We start from the raw sequence: 13,589 nt of genomic DNA, 5'->3' as shown, positions 1-13,589 counted from the left end.
ACTAGAGTTGCTCCCAGAACACTCCAGAAGCTGGAATTTTGATCGAGCCGACAGCAACTTCCTCTTCACTAAAATTAAACCAAAAGCGGTGATTTAAAGTGTCTCTCACTCTCACGCAATCAATCAGCTCTGTAGTTTGAATTCCCTGATCAGAGCAAACGCCTGAAAATATAACTTTTAAAGTGCCTTGGTCAGCCCAACCAGCAATATAAAGGTTTTTTCCATCTCCAATGATTGCTGGCCTGCCATCATCACAGAACTCAATAATTTCATCACAGTCAACCAAGGTCTCCATCCACTTTTTAAAGAAGCCATGATTTTGGATTGGAATGAGCGCATTAGGTCTTAGTGTTTCGACCCGTGCTACGGTTCCATTAATTCGTGGCACTACTGGTGGAAGATTTTCAGGAATTGACATATCTAAAGTCTTTGATCCTGTTCTTGGACCTGAAATGACAACTCCATCAAACCCTTTGATAGCGCTCTCAAGCTGCTCTCCAACATGCATTAAACCTGGCATTAGTAAGACTTGATAGCCGCTTAAGTTGCTTTCATTGGGAGACACTATATCTATTGACAAACCTAACGATCTGAGCGCTCTGTAATAGTCGTAGACTAACTCAAAATAACTGAAGTCTTTTCCTTGCGGGAGAACATCCCATGCCCAGCAACTCTCATAATCAAAAATTAGTGCTACTTTTGATTGAACTTGGTCAATTCCATCAAAATTGTTTAGTTCTGCAAAAACCTTGGAAGCCTCCTTTAATCCTGGGGCCTTAGCTCCATCTGGCCTATTCAGTCCAGCATGCATTTGCTCTTGAGCAAATGGAGCCTGTCTCCATCTAAAATAACTTACAACTTCAGCGCCATGCGCAATCGCCTCCCAAGTCCACAATCTAACAGCCCCCTCTGCAGGCTCAGGATTATACGGCGCCCAATTGACTGGACCCGGCTGCTGCTCCATAACCCACCAGCGCCCGTTTCCAACTGAACGGTATAGGTCATGATGAAATGACTGAAAATCAAGGTCTCCAAAGCGCATAAATTTACTCTTAAAGTCCTCACTTCGATTAGAGCGATCCTCCAAAAAACCCAGAGGATAACTGTCCCAACTCGCAATATCTAAATCTTTACCGACTTCATAATGATCAAAGTCAGTAATTCGGCCCATATAGTTATGAATTAATGGTGCTTGAGTATATTTCTTTAGGATTTGAGACTGGCTTCGATTAAACTTAACAACCTGATCAGAGCTGAACCTTTTGAAGTCGAGAGCATGGATTGGATTTGGATCGGTTACGGTTAAGTTAGGTAACTGAATTTGTTCAAAATCAATGTATTCCATCGACCAAAATACATTTTTCCAAGACTCATTGAGCTGATCAATCGTTTTATACTTTTTTGAAGTCCATACCCTAAAGGCTTTGAGAGCAGAATCACTATAAGAGAGCGTGGTGTCATGGCAGCCATATTCATTATCCAACTGCCAGGCTTTAATGAATGGATTGCTCCCATATCGCTTTGCAACTATTTCTGAAATTCTTATCGCTTCCCCAAGGTATCCCTCATGTGAAAAGCAATAGTGCCTCCTTGAGCCAGATCGACGAGCTCTGCCCTCAGCATCAACAATTAGCATGTCTGGCCATTTATCAACAACCCATCGAGGAGGTGTTGCGGTCGGAGTGCTCATGACTATATTTAATCCAGCAGAGCCCAAAATAGAAATAGCGCGATCAAGCCAATCGAAGTTATGAACATCCTCTTTAGGCTCAATTCTGCTCCAAGCAAATTCGCCAATTCTCACCCAAGACAAACCAGAAGCAATCATATCTTCAGCATCTTTCCGCCACTGCTCTTCTGGCCAGTGTTCGGGATAATAGCAGCTTCCTAATTTTGGGATCATGTTAACTTCACAATTCTACTTGATACTCAGCCAGACCGAGTGTGTCAGATTCAAAGTGAAACACTTTACCAGCCAAAGGCTGAACTTTCAAATCATCATCACTAAGACCCTGACTCGCTGACGTAACATAAATAGTATCGAAAGATTTGCCGCCAAATGCTGGGCACGTGACCTGTGATGCTGCAAAGCTCTCTACTCTATCTAACCAGCCTTCAGGGCTATATCTAGCTATCCTCGAGGCTCCATATTGAGCATTCCAAAGGAATCCTTCACTATCACAAACTGACCCATCAGGATGGAGACCTTGGGCCTTAAAATCAATAAATATTATAGGTTCATTGATTGGCCAACCTGTATCTTGATCTAAGTCCTGCTTCCAGATTTTCTCTTGCCTTGTATCTGCAAAATAAACAAATTTTCTGTCAGGTGAAAAGCAAATACTATTTGGAATGGTCAGATCTTTATGCAATTGTTTCAAAGTGCCTTTATAAAAACGATAGATTGAGCCCGCCTCTTTTTCTGCCTTAAGACCCATTGTGCCAATCCAAAAACCTCCCCATGGGTCTGCTCTTCCATCATTTGAGCGATTATGCTGCATATCAGCTTCTAAATCAACTAAAACTTTTCTATGGTCCGATTCGAGAGAAAGTTTAATGAGAGAGGAGGCAGAGGCTACGATTAGATTCTCCTCATCTATCCAGCCAGCGGCCGATACAGGTTCAGAAAAATTCCAAACCTTTAACTCATTTTCTTTCCAGCAAAACATCTTACAGGCGTTGATGTCGAACCAAAATAGTAGCTCGAGTTTTGGATGCCATAGAGGCCCTTCCCCCAAACCACATGAATCAACCGGCAAATGCTCTTTAATCATTTTTTGGCTTGGTCATAAGACTGAACAATAAGTTTTGATTTAATGGACACGCTCTCAGGACTATCTCCTGCTTTATAAATTCCTGAACCAATTCCAAAGCCAGTTGCACCAGCGTTAAACCATGAAGAGAAGTTTTCTGGGCCAACTCCACCAACCATAAACAGAGGTATGTTTTCTGGAAGAACAGCCTTTAAGGCAATTAAATTAGACTCACCCAAAAGTGTTGCCGGGAAAAATTTAAGCCCATCGGCGCCACAATTTAAAGCGGAAAAACATTCTGTTGGAGTAATCACTCCAGGATAACTTAACATGCCCCCTTGCTTGGTTGCATCTACAACTTTTGGATCGAAGTTCGGTGAGACAATAAAGTCAATACCAATCTCCTTAAGAATCTTAACCTGATTAGTATTAGTAACGGTTCCAGCACCAACAGATATGAAATCATTCATTTGATCATGGAGCAATTGGATGCTATCAAAAACATCCGGCGAGTTCATTGGAACTTCTATTTGAGTTATTCCAGAGTCTACAATAGTACGCGCAATTTCAAGCACCTCATCAGGCTTAACTCCTCTCAAAATAGCGATTATCTTTCTACTCATAAACCTTAACCAGAAATAAGATCTCCATAGGCTGAACTTAAACCAGACAATGTCGCAGTTTCAAGACTAAACAATTTACTTTCACCGCCAAGAACCTTTAGTCCTTCATGATAATTATTAGACAAGAGCTCTGACCCAATAAGGGTGACGTTTTTACCTTTCCAGTAACTTTGAGCACCATTAAGCTCAACCCCTAAAAGAAGACCAGATAGAGATGATCTTGCCTGATCCCGATCCAAGTTGTTGACAATTGACTCAGCACGAAGTGAAAAAAGATTTGATGCAATTAAGCCCGGATTCTTAAATCCATCATGAACGCCTTCTTCAAAGCTTTCTTGATCCCACCCTTTAATTGAGGTTGAGTGCCTAATAAGTGTATGGTTTGAGATAACTCCAAAGAGCTCTCCAGTCATAAAGGTTTTAAAGCTGGTTATTTGCCCTTCATTAATATTGACCCATTTTGCGTGCGTACCAGGTAGACATACGACACCTTTGAAGTTTGTATTTTTATTAATAAATCCAGCAATTTGAGTTTCTTCACCCCTCATAATATCTGCAGGGTGATTTTGCATGACGCCTGGGACAAGATGCACCTTGATCCTTTGATCATTGGTATTTGCAGTTGTTAGCTGATTGTTGTCTATTGGCACGCAGGGTGTTTTCAGGTAAGGAGTTTCAACCCAACCTTGCTTAGCCCCAACCATTCCACATGCCATTACAGTAGTCACTTTAGTATCATCAAGCCAGCTCTCAATAAGTCTTAATAGAACGGGTTCAAATTCATTTTGCTGAAGGTCCTTCATGCCTTCGTTAGACTCCCTAAAGGCTAGCACGTTATCCTCTTCTCCAATAGCCCATGCACGCATATGGGTTGTTCCCCAGTCAGCAGCAATCCATTTAGCTTTAATATCACTCATCTTCATACTATCCTGTAACTACAACGCCGCCATCAACCACTAGTGCCTGACCGGTCATCATTCTGGATGCTTTTGAGGCCAAAAATAGAGCTGAGTCAATTAAATCATTGGGGACTAAATGCTCCTTTAGTGACTGCTTTTTCATATGGCTGGCAAGGTCTTTGTCATTAGCCCAAAGCTTAAGCTGTCTGTCTGTTAAAACCCATCCAGGAACCAAGGTATTGACCCTAATACCATCACCCCCAAGCTCACGAGCCAAGGCTCGAGTTAAGCCCGTGATACCTGCTTTTGAGGCAACATATGCTGGGTAACCAGCATTGCCCATCAGGTACGATGCTGAGGACAAGTTAATAATGCTTCCACCACCCTGAGCCTTCATAGAATGAGCGACAGCTTGTGCAGTAAAAAAGTGAGGCTTTAGATTAATATTAATGGCCTGGTCCCATTCTTCAGGAGTTAACTCATCAAGCGAGTGTCTGGAGTCGTTTGCTGCGTTGTTAATAAGAACATTGATTGCACCATTGACCCTAATGGATTCTGAGATTGCATCCTTCAAATCGTTTGTATCTGTAATATCACAACTGATAAATAACGGTTTATGTTTATACTTCGAGCTGATTTGGTCCAAAAATTCATCACAATTTGACCTCTGAACGAAAGCCACTTTTGCCCCCTGCGATAGAAAACCTTCTACAATTGAGGCTCCAATTCCAGATCCTCCGCCAGTAATAAATACAGATGCGTCTTCAAGATCTTTAAAAGTTGCGTAATGGTTCATTAGTGTGATTCTCGGTTAGGAAGGCGAGTATCTTTACCCACCAAAAAGTCTAAATCTGCGCCTTTATCAGCCTGCAAAACTGTCTCAATATAGAGCTTTGCATATCCACGGGAGTAGTTTACTTCTGGTTGTTTTTTAGCCTTTAGACGCTCTTTAATTTCTGTTTCAGGAACTAATAGCTCGAGCACTCCATTTAGAGCATCAACTCGAATTCGATCTCCAGTCTCAACAATAGAGATTGGTCCGCCAACGTTAGCCTCAGGAGCAACATGCAAGACTATAGTTCCATATGCTGTGCCTGACATCCTTGCATCAGAAATACGAATCATGTCTCTGACGCCCTTTTCAACAAGCACTCTGGGCATTGGCATATTGCCAACCTCTGGCATACCAGGGTAACCCTTGGGACCGCACCCCTTTAAAACAAGAATAGAGTCTTTAGTGACTGGCAAGTCAGGTTTGTCGATATTTTCTTTTAATTCCTCAATATCCTCAAAAACATAAGCAATTCCCTCATGATTTAATAACTCTTCAGAGGCTGCAGCAGGTTTAATAATTGCTCCATTCGGTGCAAGATTGCCACGTAGAACTTTTATTCCTGCAGAGGACTTGAGCGGCTTCTCAATGGTCTTAATAACATCTTCATTAAGAATTTCAGCCTGATCAAAGTAATGGGTAATATCTTTGTTTAATATTGTGTTTGCTGGCTTAATAAAGCTCTTAATTTGCTTCATAACAGCTGGAATTCCACCGGCATAACAAAAGTCCTCCATTAAGAACTCTCCTGAAGGCATACAGTTGACCAGTAACGGAATATCTGCACCTTTTTCAAAGTCATCTAAATTCAGATCAATTTCTGATCTTCCAGCTAAAGCTAGTAAGTGAATCACTGAATTTGTTGAGCCACCAATTGCGCTATTCAAAGTAATAGCGTTCTGGAAACTTTCTTTAGTTATTACCTTAGATAAATTGAGCTCTTCTTCAACCATCTCTACAATTCTTTTTCCTGACAAATGAGCAAGTGTCATTCGTCTAGCGTCGACTGCAGGAAGAGCTGCATTTGTTGGTAAACTGAGCCCCATCCCCTCTACCAAGCTTGCCATGGTTGAAGCTGTACCCATTGTCATGCAAACACCTGAGGAGCGGCTCATACCGGTTTCAGCTGCCATGAACTCTTTAAGAGTCATATCACCTGCTCTTACTTCTTCCGAGAAGCGCCAAACATCTGTCCCTGACCCTATGTCTTTACCTTTATATTTTCCATTAAGCATTGGGCCTGCAGAGACCACAATCGTGGGAAGATCAACACTAGCTGCGCCCATAAGTTGGCCAGGGGTTGTTTTGTCACAGCCACCTAAAAGAACGACTCCATCCATTCCATAAGCACGAATGCTCTCTTCAACATCCATTGACAATAGATTTCGAAAAAGCATTGCTGTTGGCTTCATTTGCGTTTCACCTAAAGACATAACAGGAAATTCTAGAGGAACTCCTCCTGCCTCCCAAACACCTCGCTTGACTCCTTCTGCAAGATTCTTCAGGCCCGCATTACAAGGGGTAAGCTCTGACCAAGTATTGCAAATACCAATAATTGGTCTGCCATCAAACACATGATCTGGAAGCCCTTGACTTTTCATCCAGCTTCGATGAATAAAGCCATCTTTATCCATTTTTCCGTACCAGTTTGAAGATCGTCGATTATTTGATTTACTCATGCCGCCTTCTCTCCCTCTATAACCATCATGTTTGCTGGAAAAACTTTAGGTAATTGCAGGCCTTTAGTCATCAAATATTGTCCACTTAGCTTTAATTTTTTAGTCATGAGTCCTTGCTGTAACTTGCCTAGTGATTTTATTTCTTTTTTATTGAGAAGAGAAATATTATACATCGACTGAGATTCAAGGCCTGCAAGCACTAGTGGAGCAGATGAGCTGAGTTTTGATGCAACATTTTGACCCGCAAAAACTACAAAATGGTCTCCATTTGAATTCATTTGGATTTCCGCAATTACACTTTTATCAATGCAGGGAAGTCTAAGAATATTTGCATTCATCATCCAATCGCGATTCTCCTTCCACCATTGCGTTACAGATTTAAGGATTAGCTTATCTTCAGAAGACAGCTCTCTTGGATCCATCTCAAAACCCATATGTCTCTGAGCTGCAACCCATGCCCTAAATGAGATTGACAACTCTCGTCCAGATGTATGGCAAACTTTCGGGCCTACATGGCTTCCAGTGACAGAGGTTGGCAGCCATAGAACTGCCTCATGCTGAATGCGCAATCTTTCGAGGGCATCGTTACTATCGGACAACCAAACTCTTTGAGTATGCCCTAATATCCCATAATCAATCCTTCCGCCGCCTGAGGAGCAGGATTCAATTTCTAGGCCGGGATGTGCCCCTCTTAGATCACCTAAAAGACTATATAGAGCTCTTGTTTGAGATGCATCTGGATAAGGAAGCACTCTATTATGATCCCACTTGATATATTCAATTGGATACTCATTTAACAGTGAATCGATTCTTTCAAAAAGATATTCCTGCACTTTCTTGATAGAAATATCAAGAACATATTGTCCTCTTCCAAGAGATTGGCTTGCTTCTCCCATAATCCAGTCCGGATGAGAGCGAAATAAATCGCTATCTGGACTGACCATCTCGGGTTCAAACCAAAGCCCAAAAGTCATACCAGTAGAATGAATATGCTTTATAAGTGGATGCAGACCTTCTGGATATTTTTGATTGTCGACAAACCAGTCACCTAGACTAGATTTGGCGTTGTTTCGACTCTTGAACCATCCATCATCGAGAACGAATCTCTCAGCACCAATATCAGCGGCAAGGGTTACAATCTCTTTGAGTTCTTCAATGCTATGATCAAAATAAATAGCCTCCCAACAGTTATAGTGAACAGGCCTAATCGAATCTTTTGGAAGATCAACAATTGAGTTTGACACAAAGGCTCTAAAGTTACAACCTACTCCGCCTATTCCATCACTTGAATGGGTAATATATAGTTTTGCAGTTTCAAAGCTTGTCCTAGGAGTTAATTCACTATTCTCTGTATGCCCAAATTGGATTTGTTTGCGACCATCTTGGAGCTGCTCCGCAACCATACGATGACCACCAGACCAGCCATAGTGAAAACCATAGCAAGAGCCTGCATTCTCAGAACTTCCAACTGAAGGAATGATTAGTCCTGAAAAGTGAGCATGACTTGTGGTTCCAGTCCTAGATTCTCTTAGGTGAACGCCTGTAACCCATGGCGTAGTCTGCTTTCTGAATTCCCCACCCCAATGACCTCCATAATCGACCATCTCATCGCTAAGAAGAGAGACCTCTATAACGGGAGCAGATAACCACTCCATAATGACTGGATTAATGCTTTCAATTTTGGCACCTAAAGCAAATACATCATCCTCGATCAGAGCATCAATCGTGGCTGTATACGTTAGTCCAAGATCCTTATCTTTGTAAATTAAAGTGACTGAGTTATTACTTGCCTTGTCAGCAGAAAAAACAAAACTGGATGAAAGTAGCTGTCCACTCAAATCTCTGATCTTGCATCCTAGCTGTCCAGCAAAGTTAGCAGTTTGCTCCGGTAAAATTGAAAGCTCTGGGACTAGGTCTATAAGGTTGTCTCCCCAGTCTTTTTTTGATGCCTCAAACATTTCATCTGGACTTTCATGACTAGGCAATCTGTCGCCCCAATAAATAACGCAAGGCAATCGATTACCTAAAGAGGATAACACCAATGATTGATTTTGAGTATCAAGACGCCATTGTTTTATCATTTGACAGCACCCAGAGTTAAGCCTGCAATAAAGTGTTTTTGCATTAGGAAAAACATTAGAACTGGAGGTAGTGCAGCGATAATGGAGCCTGCAGAAACCAAATGCTGGTTATAAACCCACTGCCCGTTAAGAGAATTCAATCCTGCAGTAACAGGCATTGCTTCAGCGCCCTGAGTCAGCACAATAGCCCAAAAATAGTCATTCCAAATAAATGTAAAAATTAATACTGATAAAGCTGCCATTGCTGGGCGCATTAATGGAACAACAATGTACCAGAAAATTTTAAACTCAGAAACTCCCTCAACCCTAGCAGCTTCTATCAGTTCGTATGGCAATGCCCTTATAAAGTTACGCATGAAAAAAGTACAGAAGCCGGTTTGAAAAGCTATATGGAAGACCACTAACCCCCATACAGAGTTGTATAAGCCAAGAGAAAGAGAAAGGTCTCTTACTGGGACCATAAGTATCTGGAAAGGGATAAAGTTCCCAGCAACAAACATAAAAAATACAAACAAGTTAAGCTTGAAACGATAAACACCCAATGCAAAACCAGTCAGGCTTGATAACACTATAGCTCCAATAACAGTTGGTATAGTGATCTTGAAACTATTGAGTATGTAATAACCGAGTGGTGAATCTGTAAAAACTGCTGTATAGTTTTCAATAAAGTTAATTGAAGTGGGCATTCCCCAGTAGTTTCCAGAATTAATGTCTGCTCCAGAGCGAATTGAGGTTAGAGCAACTGCGAGCAGCGGAAGCAGCCAAATAATAATAGAAATTGGAAGCGCTATCTTGTAAAGAAGTTGGGTCGATGGTTTTGTTCTTTCGATTGGAGTAGGAAACATAATTAGCCGCCCTTCTCATCTCGATAAAGCCTATAAAGAATTGTCGCAATATAAACCATCATTATCAATAAAAGTACGACTGCAATAGCTGCACCATACCCCATTCTAAAACCGTACTCAGAGAACGCTTTTTCATACATATAATAGGCGAGTACGCGACTAGAACCCCAAGGCCCTCCCCCAGTCATTATATCAATCAGGTCAAAGGATCTTAATGCACCGATAATAGTTACAACAACTGCAATAAAAGTTGCAGGCTTAAGTTGAGGTAAAATTACGTACCAAAGCATTCTCCAACCTCTAGCATTATCAATTCGACCTGCTTCAATTTGCTCAGGGTCAACCGAGTTTAATCCGGTTAAATACAGAATCATGCAGTAAGCCGTCTGAGGCCACAAACCTGCCGCAATAATTCCATAGGTAACATAGTCCTCCTCAGCAAGAATTGCAATTGTATCAAAACCAAAAAACTCTAGAATGATATTGAGTAGTCCATTAGAGGGGTCATAAAACCAGCTAAAAACCAAGCCAACTACAACCTGAGATATGACAAAAGGAAAGAAAAATATAGACTTATATATTCGTATCCCTCTAACTGTTTGATTAAGAAATAATGCTGCAAATAGTCCTGCTGGTACTGCCAAAAGATACAAAACTAGCCAAATAACATTATTTTTTAATGAAACTATAAAATATTCATCATCTAAAAGTTCAATATAGTTTTCAGCCCCAATGTAGGTTTTTGTTCCTAAGCCATCCCACTGATAAAAACTTAAATTGATTGATTGAAAGATAGGAAAGATAACATAAAGGGAAAACATCAAAATGCCAGGCGCCAAAAAAATCCATGGTGCAATCTTTAGTTGATTATTTTTCCAGTAAGAATACATACCTACTTAAGATTAAAAAATTAAAAAAAAGTCCCGTGTCAAGAATACTTGAACACGGGACATAGTAAAACCTTATTGATTAATAAAGTCTTTGACGAGCTTTTTCTAGACGCTCTAGAATCTTCTCTAAACGCTCAGGCTTAACCATGAACTCTTGAAAAGCTTCCATACCAATAGAGGCCATTTCAGCTTTAGTGTCACGATCATAGAACTGAGCAACACCGCCTGGGGCGTCGTTATTCAGCATGCTAAATGCTTGGTTTAGGAACTTGTCATTCGTCACTCCTGCACCAGCATTAGTTGGCAGTTGTCCAAGCGCTTTGTTCCAAGCTGTCTGAACATCAGGACGTGCTGCATAAGCTAAGAAACGCTTAGCATCTGCAACGTTTTTAGCACCAGAAGTCAAGTGGATTGTGTCCGTAGGCGCTTCTTCAGCCATAGGTATCCCTGGAGTTATTTCAGGAAACTGGAACAGTCCAAGAGTGCTATCATCAAGACCTAGCTCTTTTAATGGAGCTACAGCAAAGTTACCCATAATGTACATTGCAGCTTCACCGTTAGCCATTGGAGCTAAAGCTTCCTGCCAGCTCAGTGCAGCATGATTTTCTAGGAAGAAACCACCATCAATCAACTGCTGATAGTTCGCCATTGTTGCGCGCACTCTCTCATCAGTCCATGCGATATCACCACTAGTAAGAGCCATATGGAAGTCATAGCCATTTGTACGAAGGTTTAAGTAGTCAAATACACCACCTGCAGTCCAAAGATACTTTGAACCAATAGTGATTGGAGTAATGCCGTTAGCTTTTAAAGTTTCACCAGCAGCAATAAACTCATCCCAGTTAGTAGGAACAGCAATACCTAGGTCTTCAAAGATATCTTGACGGTAATAAACTCCCCAGTTGTAGTAAGTATATGGAATACCCCATTTCTGGCCATCCATCGTCATACCTGGAGCCGATGAAGCCATCAATGAATATAGACCCTGATCAGCCCATACATCATCAATTGGTGCAAATAATCCTGCCTCAACAAATGGAGCCATTCTATTTCCTGCATACCAGAATGCAATGTCTGGTGCATCAGCACTCAGGAAGTTACGAATTGCAGCCTTATAGCCTTCATGATCAAACAGGTTATAAACAACATCGACATCTGGGTTTTCAGCTTCGAATCCATCTATAACAGCCTGAAATGCAGCCTTAGGTGCTGGATCTGAAGTGTCACCATTAATGACAAGTGTTCCAGCAACAGCAGAAGTACCAGCCAGAATACCGGCGAGTGCTAAAGCTATTTGGTTTTTAAATATTTTTTTCACTTTTTATCTCCTATTTTTTAAAAAAGTAAACTTCTTTTTTGATTACATACTTTTGTGAAGAAATTCACTTAAATATGACAAATCAAGAGTAAGTATACATCAATATGTATTCATGTGAATAATTTTGTCCAACTATTAGTACAATGTTCCATTATATGAAACTTAGTTAAAAAATTATAGGAATTTCAATACTATCACGTAATTAAATTCATTAAGTATTAGAGTGTAAAATATACGTATTCTTATTCAGGAGTAGCGTTATGGGTATGCCAGGACCATTTGAACTAATTATTATTCTAGTGATTGTGCTTTTAATATTTGGTGGCAAAAGACTTAAAAATATTGGCAATGATCTTGGAGGCGCAATCAAAGGCTTCAGATCTTCGATGAAAGAATCAGAATCCAAAGAAAAGGATGAAGTCATTGAGGCTAAAGTTGAGGCTGATGACGAAACGAATAAGAAGTAGCTTTAATTTCTAATTACTCACTCTTATGTTTGATTTTGGCTTCTGGGAAATTGCCATTGTTGGCATCATCACCCTTATTGTCGTTGGTCCAGAGAAGATGCCGTCTCTCGCGAGAAAGGCAGGACTTTACTTTGGCAAGCTCAATAGATTTTTCAATAAGGTAAAGTCAGACATTAACGAAGAGTTAAGAATGGACGAAATAAAAGAGCAAATGTCCATGGATGAGGAAAAAATTATAATCTCTGAAGTTACAGAAGATATTCAGTCCAGCGTAGATTCTCTTAGAGAAGAAAATATTCTTTCTGACAAGAAGACAAAATAACCGATGACTGATCAAAAGTATTCAATGGAGAAACTTCCTTTAGTTCAGCATCTAATTGAGCTTAGACGATCTCTGCTTCGCTCTGTCATTGCAATTACTATCTTTTTTGTTGTTCTGTTTCCTTTTGCTGATGAAATCTACAATTTCATAGCAGATCCTATTGTTCAAGCTATACCTGGATCAAATCTAATTGCTATCGGCGTTATTTCTCCCTTTTTAACGCCTCTAAAAATGTCCTTAATCCTGGCTATATATATAGCTATGCCCTATCTTCTCTATCAGTTATGGATGTTTGTAGCACCAGCACTTTATAGACATGAAAAAAGACTGGTGCTGCCCCTTGTTGTCTCATCAACGCTTTTGTTTTATGCTGGAATAGTTTTTTCCTTTTATATAGTTTTTCCAGTCATCTTTGGATTTTTAGCCGGAGTGGGTCCTGACTCGGTTAACTTTGCCCCTGATATTCAGTACTATTTAGATTTTATACTGAAAGTGTCTTTTGCTTTTGGTGTGGCTTTTGAGGTTCCAGTTGTTACAATCCTTTTAATCATTTTTGGTGTGACAACACCACAAAAACTCAAGAAAAATCGATCTTATATTATTATTGGATCATTCGTTATTGGTATGATTCTTACACCTCCCGATGTCATATCACAATTTTTAATAGCAATCCCCATTTGGCTTTTATTTGAGGGAGGTTTAATATTTTCTTCGTTTTTTAAAGTTCGTGAGAATGGTAAACAAAGAGGCTCTAACAGCTCCGAAAATGATTGGACATCTAAATCTCATAATGACATGATGGACAAGGTGGAGCAAGAAATGAATGACAATGTTAAGAATAATGAATTAAAGAAGTAACCTACAAGATTTGATTAGGAAT

Annotated in this window: 13 protein-coding genes; 3 read left to right on the top strand and 10 right to left on the bottom strand. The window is 40.4% G+C overall.

Annotation, left to right across the window (positions count from 1 at the left end):
- Position 1: 1 nt before the first annotated feature.
- The 10 genes from ACMAZA_RS03865 to ACMAZA_RS03820 form a co-directional block, all read right to left on the bottom strand.
- Entirely contained in the window at positions 2 to 1,903 is a 1,902-nt protein-coding gene (locus ACMAZA_RS03865) for a beta-galactosidase (RefSeq protein WP_435190207.1), read from the bottom strand.
- Between the two features lie 7 nt (positions 1,904 to 1,910).
- Positions 1,911 to 2,774, bottom strand: a complete 864-nt coding sequence (locus ACMAZA_RS03860; protein WP_435190205.1) for an SMP-30/gluconolactonase/LRE family protein — start codon at positions 2,772 to 2,774, stop codon at positions 1,911 to 1,913.
- Positions 2,771 to 3,376, bottom strand: coding sequence for a 2-dehydro-3-deoxy-6-phosphogalactonate aldolase (locus ACMAZA_RS03855; RefSeq protein ID WP_435190203.1), 606 nt, complete (start codon positions 3,374 to 3,376; stop codon positions 2,771 to 2,773). Before ACMAZA_RS03855 ends, ACMAZA_RS03860 begins: the two co-directional genes overlap by 4 nt.
- A 5-nt stretch (positions 3,377 to 3,381) precedes the next feature.
- On the bottom strand, positions 3,382 to 4,293 hold the full coding sequence (locus ACMAZA_RS03850) for a 2-dehydro-3-deoxygalactonokinase (RefSeq protein WP_435190202.1): 912 nt from the start codon (positions 4,291 to 4,293) through the stop codon (positions 3,382 to 3,384).
- A 7-nt stretch (positions 4,294 to 4,300) separates the two neighbouring features.
- Entirely contained in the window at positions 4,301 to 5,071 is a 771-nt protein-coding gene (locus ACMAZA_RS03845) for an SDR family NAD(P)-dependent oxidoreductase (RefSeq protein WP_435190200.1), read from the bottom strand.
- A complete protein-coding gene (locus ACMAZA_RS03840) occupies positions 5,071 to 6,786 on the bottom strand; it encodes an IlvD/Edd family dehydratase (protein ID WP_435190198.1) in 1,716 nt (571 codons plus the stop codon). Before ACMAZA_RS03840 ends, ACMAZA_RS03845 begins: the two co-directional genes overlap by 1 nt.
- Complete coding sequence (locus ACMAZA_RS03835) at positions 6,783 to 8,867, bottom strand: alpha-galactosidase (RefSeq protein WP_435190197.1); 2,085 nt, start codon at positions 8,865 to 8,867, stop codon at positions 6,783 to 6,785. The genes ACMAZA_RS03840 and ACMAZA_RS03835 overlap by 4 nt, the downstream gene beginning before the upstream one ends.
- Complete coding sequence (locus tag ACMAZA_RS03830) at positions 8,864 to 9,712, bottom strand: carbohydrate ABC transporter permease (RefSeq protein ID WP_435190195.1); 849 nt, start codon at positions 9,710 to 9,712, stop codon at positions 8,864 to 8,866. The genes ACMAZA_RS03835 and ACMAZA_RS03830 overlap by 4 nt, the downstream gene beginning before the upstream one ends.
- Before the next feature lie 2 nt (positions 9,713 to 9,714).
- Positions 9,715 to 10,602: a carbohydrate ABC transporter permease gene (locus tag ACMAZA_RS03825; RefSeq protein WP_435190193.1), complete on the bottom strand. Its 888-nt coding sequence runs from the start codon at positions 10,600 to 10,602 to the stop codon at positions 9,715 to 9,717.
- Positions 10,603 to 10,681: 79 nt separating this feature from the next.
- Positions 10,682 to 11,920 carry an ABC transporter substrate-binding protein gene (locus ACMAZA_RS03820; RefSeq protein ID WP_435190191.1) on the bottom strand — a complete coding sequence of 413 codons (1,239 nt, stop codon included), beginning with the start codon at positions 11,918 to 11,920 and terminating at the stop codon, positions 10,682 to 10,684.
- Positions 11,921 to 12,180: 260 nt separating this feature from the next.
- Here ACMAZA_RS03820 and tatA point away from each other — a divergent pair, with 260 nt between their 5' ends.
- From tatA to tatC, 3 genes are read left to right on the top strand one after another with little or no spacing between them, the layout of a single operon-like run.
- Entirely contained in the window at positions 12,181 to 12,387 is a 207-nt protein-coding gene (tatA, locus tag ACMAZA_RS03815) for a twin-arginine translocase TatA/TatE family subunit (protein ID WP_435190189.1), read from the top strand.
- A 25-nt stretch (positions 12,388 to 12,412) separates the two neighbouring features.
- Positions 12,413 to 12,709, top strand: a complete 297-nt coding sequence (gene tatB / locus ACMAZA_RS03810) for a Sec-independent protein translocase protein TatB (RefSeq protein ID WP_435190187.1) — start codon at positions 12,413 to 12,415, stop codon at positions 12,707 to 12,709.
- A 3-nt stretch (positions 12,710 to 12,712) separates the two neighbouring features.
- On the top strand, positions 12,713 to 13,567 hold the full coding sequence (gene tatC, locus ACMAZA_RS03805) for a twin-arginine translocase subunit TatC (protein WP_435190185.1): 855 nt from the start codon (positions 12,713 to 12,715) through the stop codon (positions 13,565 to 13,567).
- Positions 13,568 to 13,589: the final 22 nt, after the last annotated feature.

This window comes from Pseudothioglobus sp. nBUS_23 (assembly GCF_051201565.1).
GTDB lineage: Bacteria > Pseudomonadota > Gammaproteobacteria > PS1 > Pseudothioglobaceae > Pseudothioglobus.
The sequence above is the reverse complement of the archived record's forward strand: the minus strand, read 5'-3'. Positions and strand labels throughout refer to the sequence as shown.

What these genes read in the sequence shown, in the direction of transcription:
- ACMAZA_RS03840 (WP_435190198.1), bottom strand. Translation starts at nt 6,786, where the DNA reads ATGAGTAAATCAAATAATCGACGATCTTCAAACTGGTACGGAAAAATG.
- ACMAZA_RS03825 (WP_435190193.1), bottom strand. Translation starts at nt 10,602, where the DNA reads ATGTATTCTTACTGGAAAAATAATCAACTAAAGATTGCACCATGGATT.
- ACMAZA_RS03860 (WP_435190205.1), bottom strand. Translation starts at nt 2,774, where the DNA reads ATGATTAAAGAGCATTTGCCGGTTGATTCATGTGGTTTGGGGGAAGGG.
- ACMAZA_RS03865 (WP_435190207.1), bottom strand. Translation starts at nt 1,903, where the DNA reads ATGATCCCAAAATTAGGAAGCTGCTATTATCCCGAACACTGGCCAGAA.
- ACMAZA_RS03830 (WP_435190195.1), bottom strand. Translation starts at nt 9,712, where the DNA reads ATGTTTCCTACTCCAATCGAAAGAACAAAACCATCGACCCAACTTCTT.
- tatA (WP_435190189.1), top strand. Translation starts at nt 12,181, where the DNA reads ATGGGTATGCCAGGACCATTTGAACTAATTATTATTCTAGTGATTGTG.
- tatC (WP_435190185.1), top strand. Translation starts at nt 12,713, where the DNA reads ATGACTGATCAAAAGTATTCAATGGAGAAACTTCCTTTAGTTCAGCAT.
- tatB (WP_435190187.1), top strand. Translation starts at nt 12,413, where the DNA reads ATGTTTGATTTTGGCTTCTGGGAAATTGCCATTGTTGGCATCATCACC.
- ACMAZA_RS03855 (WP_435190203.1), bottom strand. Translation starts at nt 3,376, where the DNA reads ATGAGTAGAAAGATAATCGCTATTTTGAGAGGAGTTAAGCCTGATGAG.
- ACMAZA_RS03835 (WP_435190197.1), bottom strand. Translation starts at nt 8,867, where the DNA reads ATGATAAAACAATGGCGTCTTGATACTCAAAATCAATCATTGGTGTTA.
- ACMAZA_RS03845 (WP_435190200.1), bottom strand. Translation starts at nt 5,071, where the DNA reads ATGAACCATTACGCAACTTTTAAAGATCTTGAAGACGCATCTGTATTT.
- ACMAZA_RS03850 (WP_435190202.1), bottom strand. Translation starts at nt 4,293, where the DNA reads ATGAGTGATATTAAAGCTAAATGGATTGCTGCTGACTGGGGAACAACC.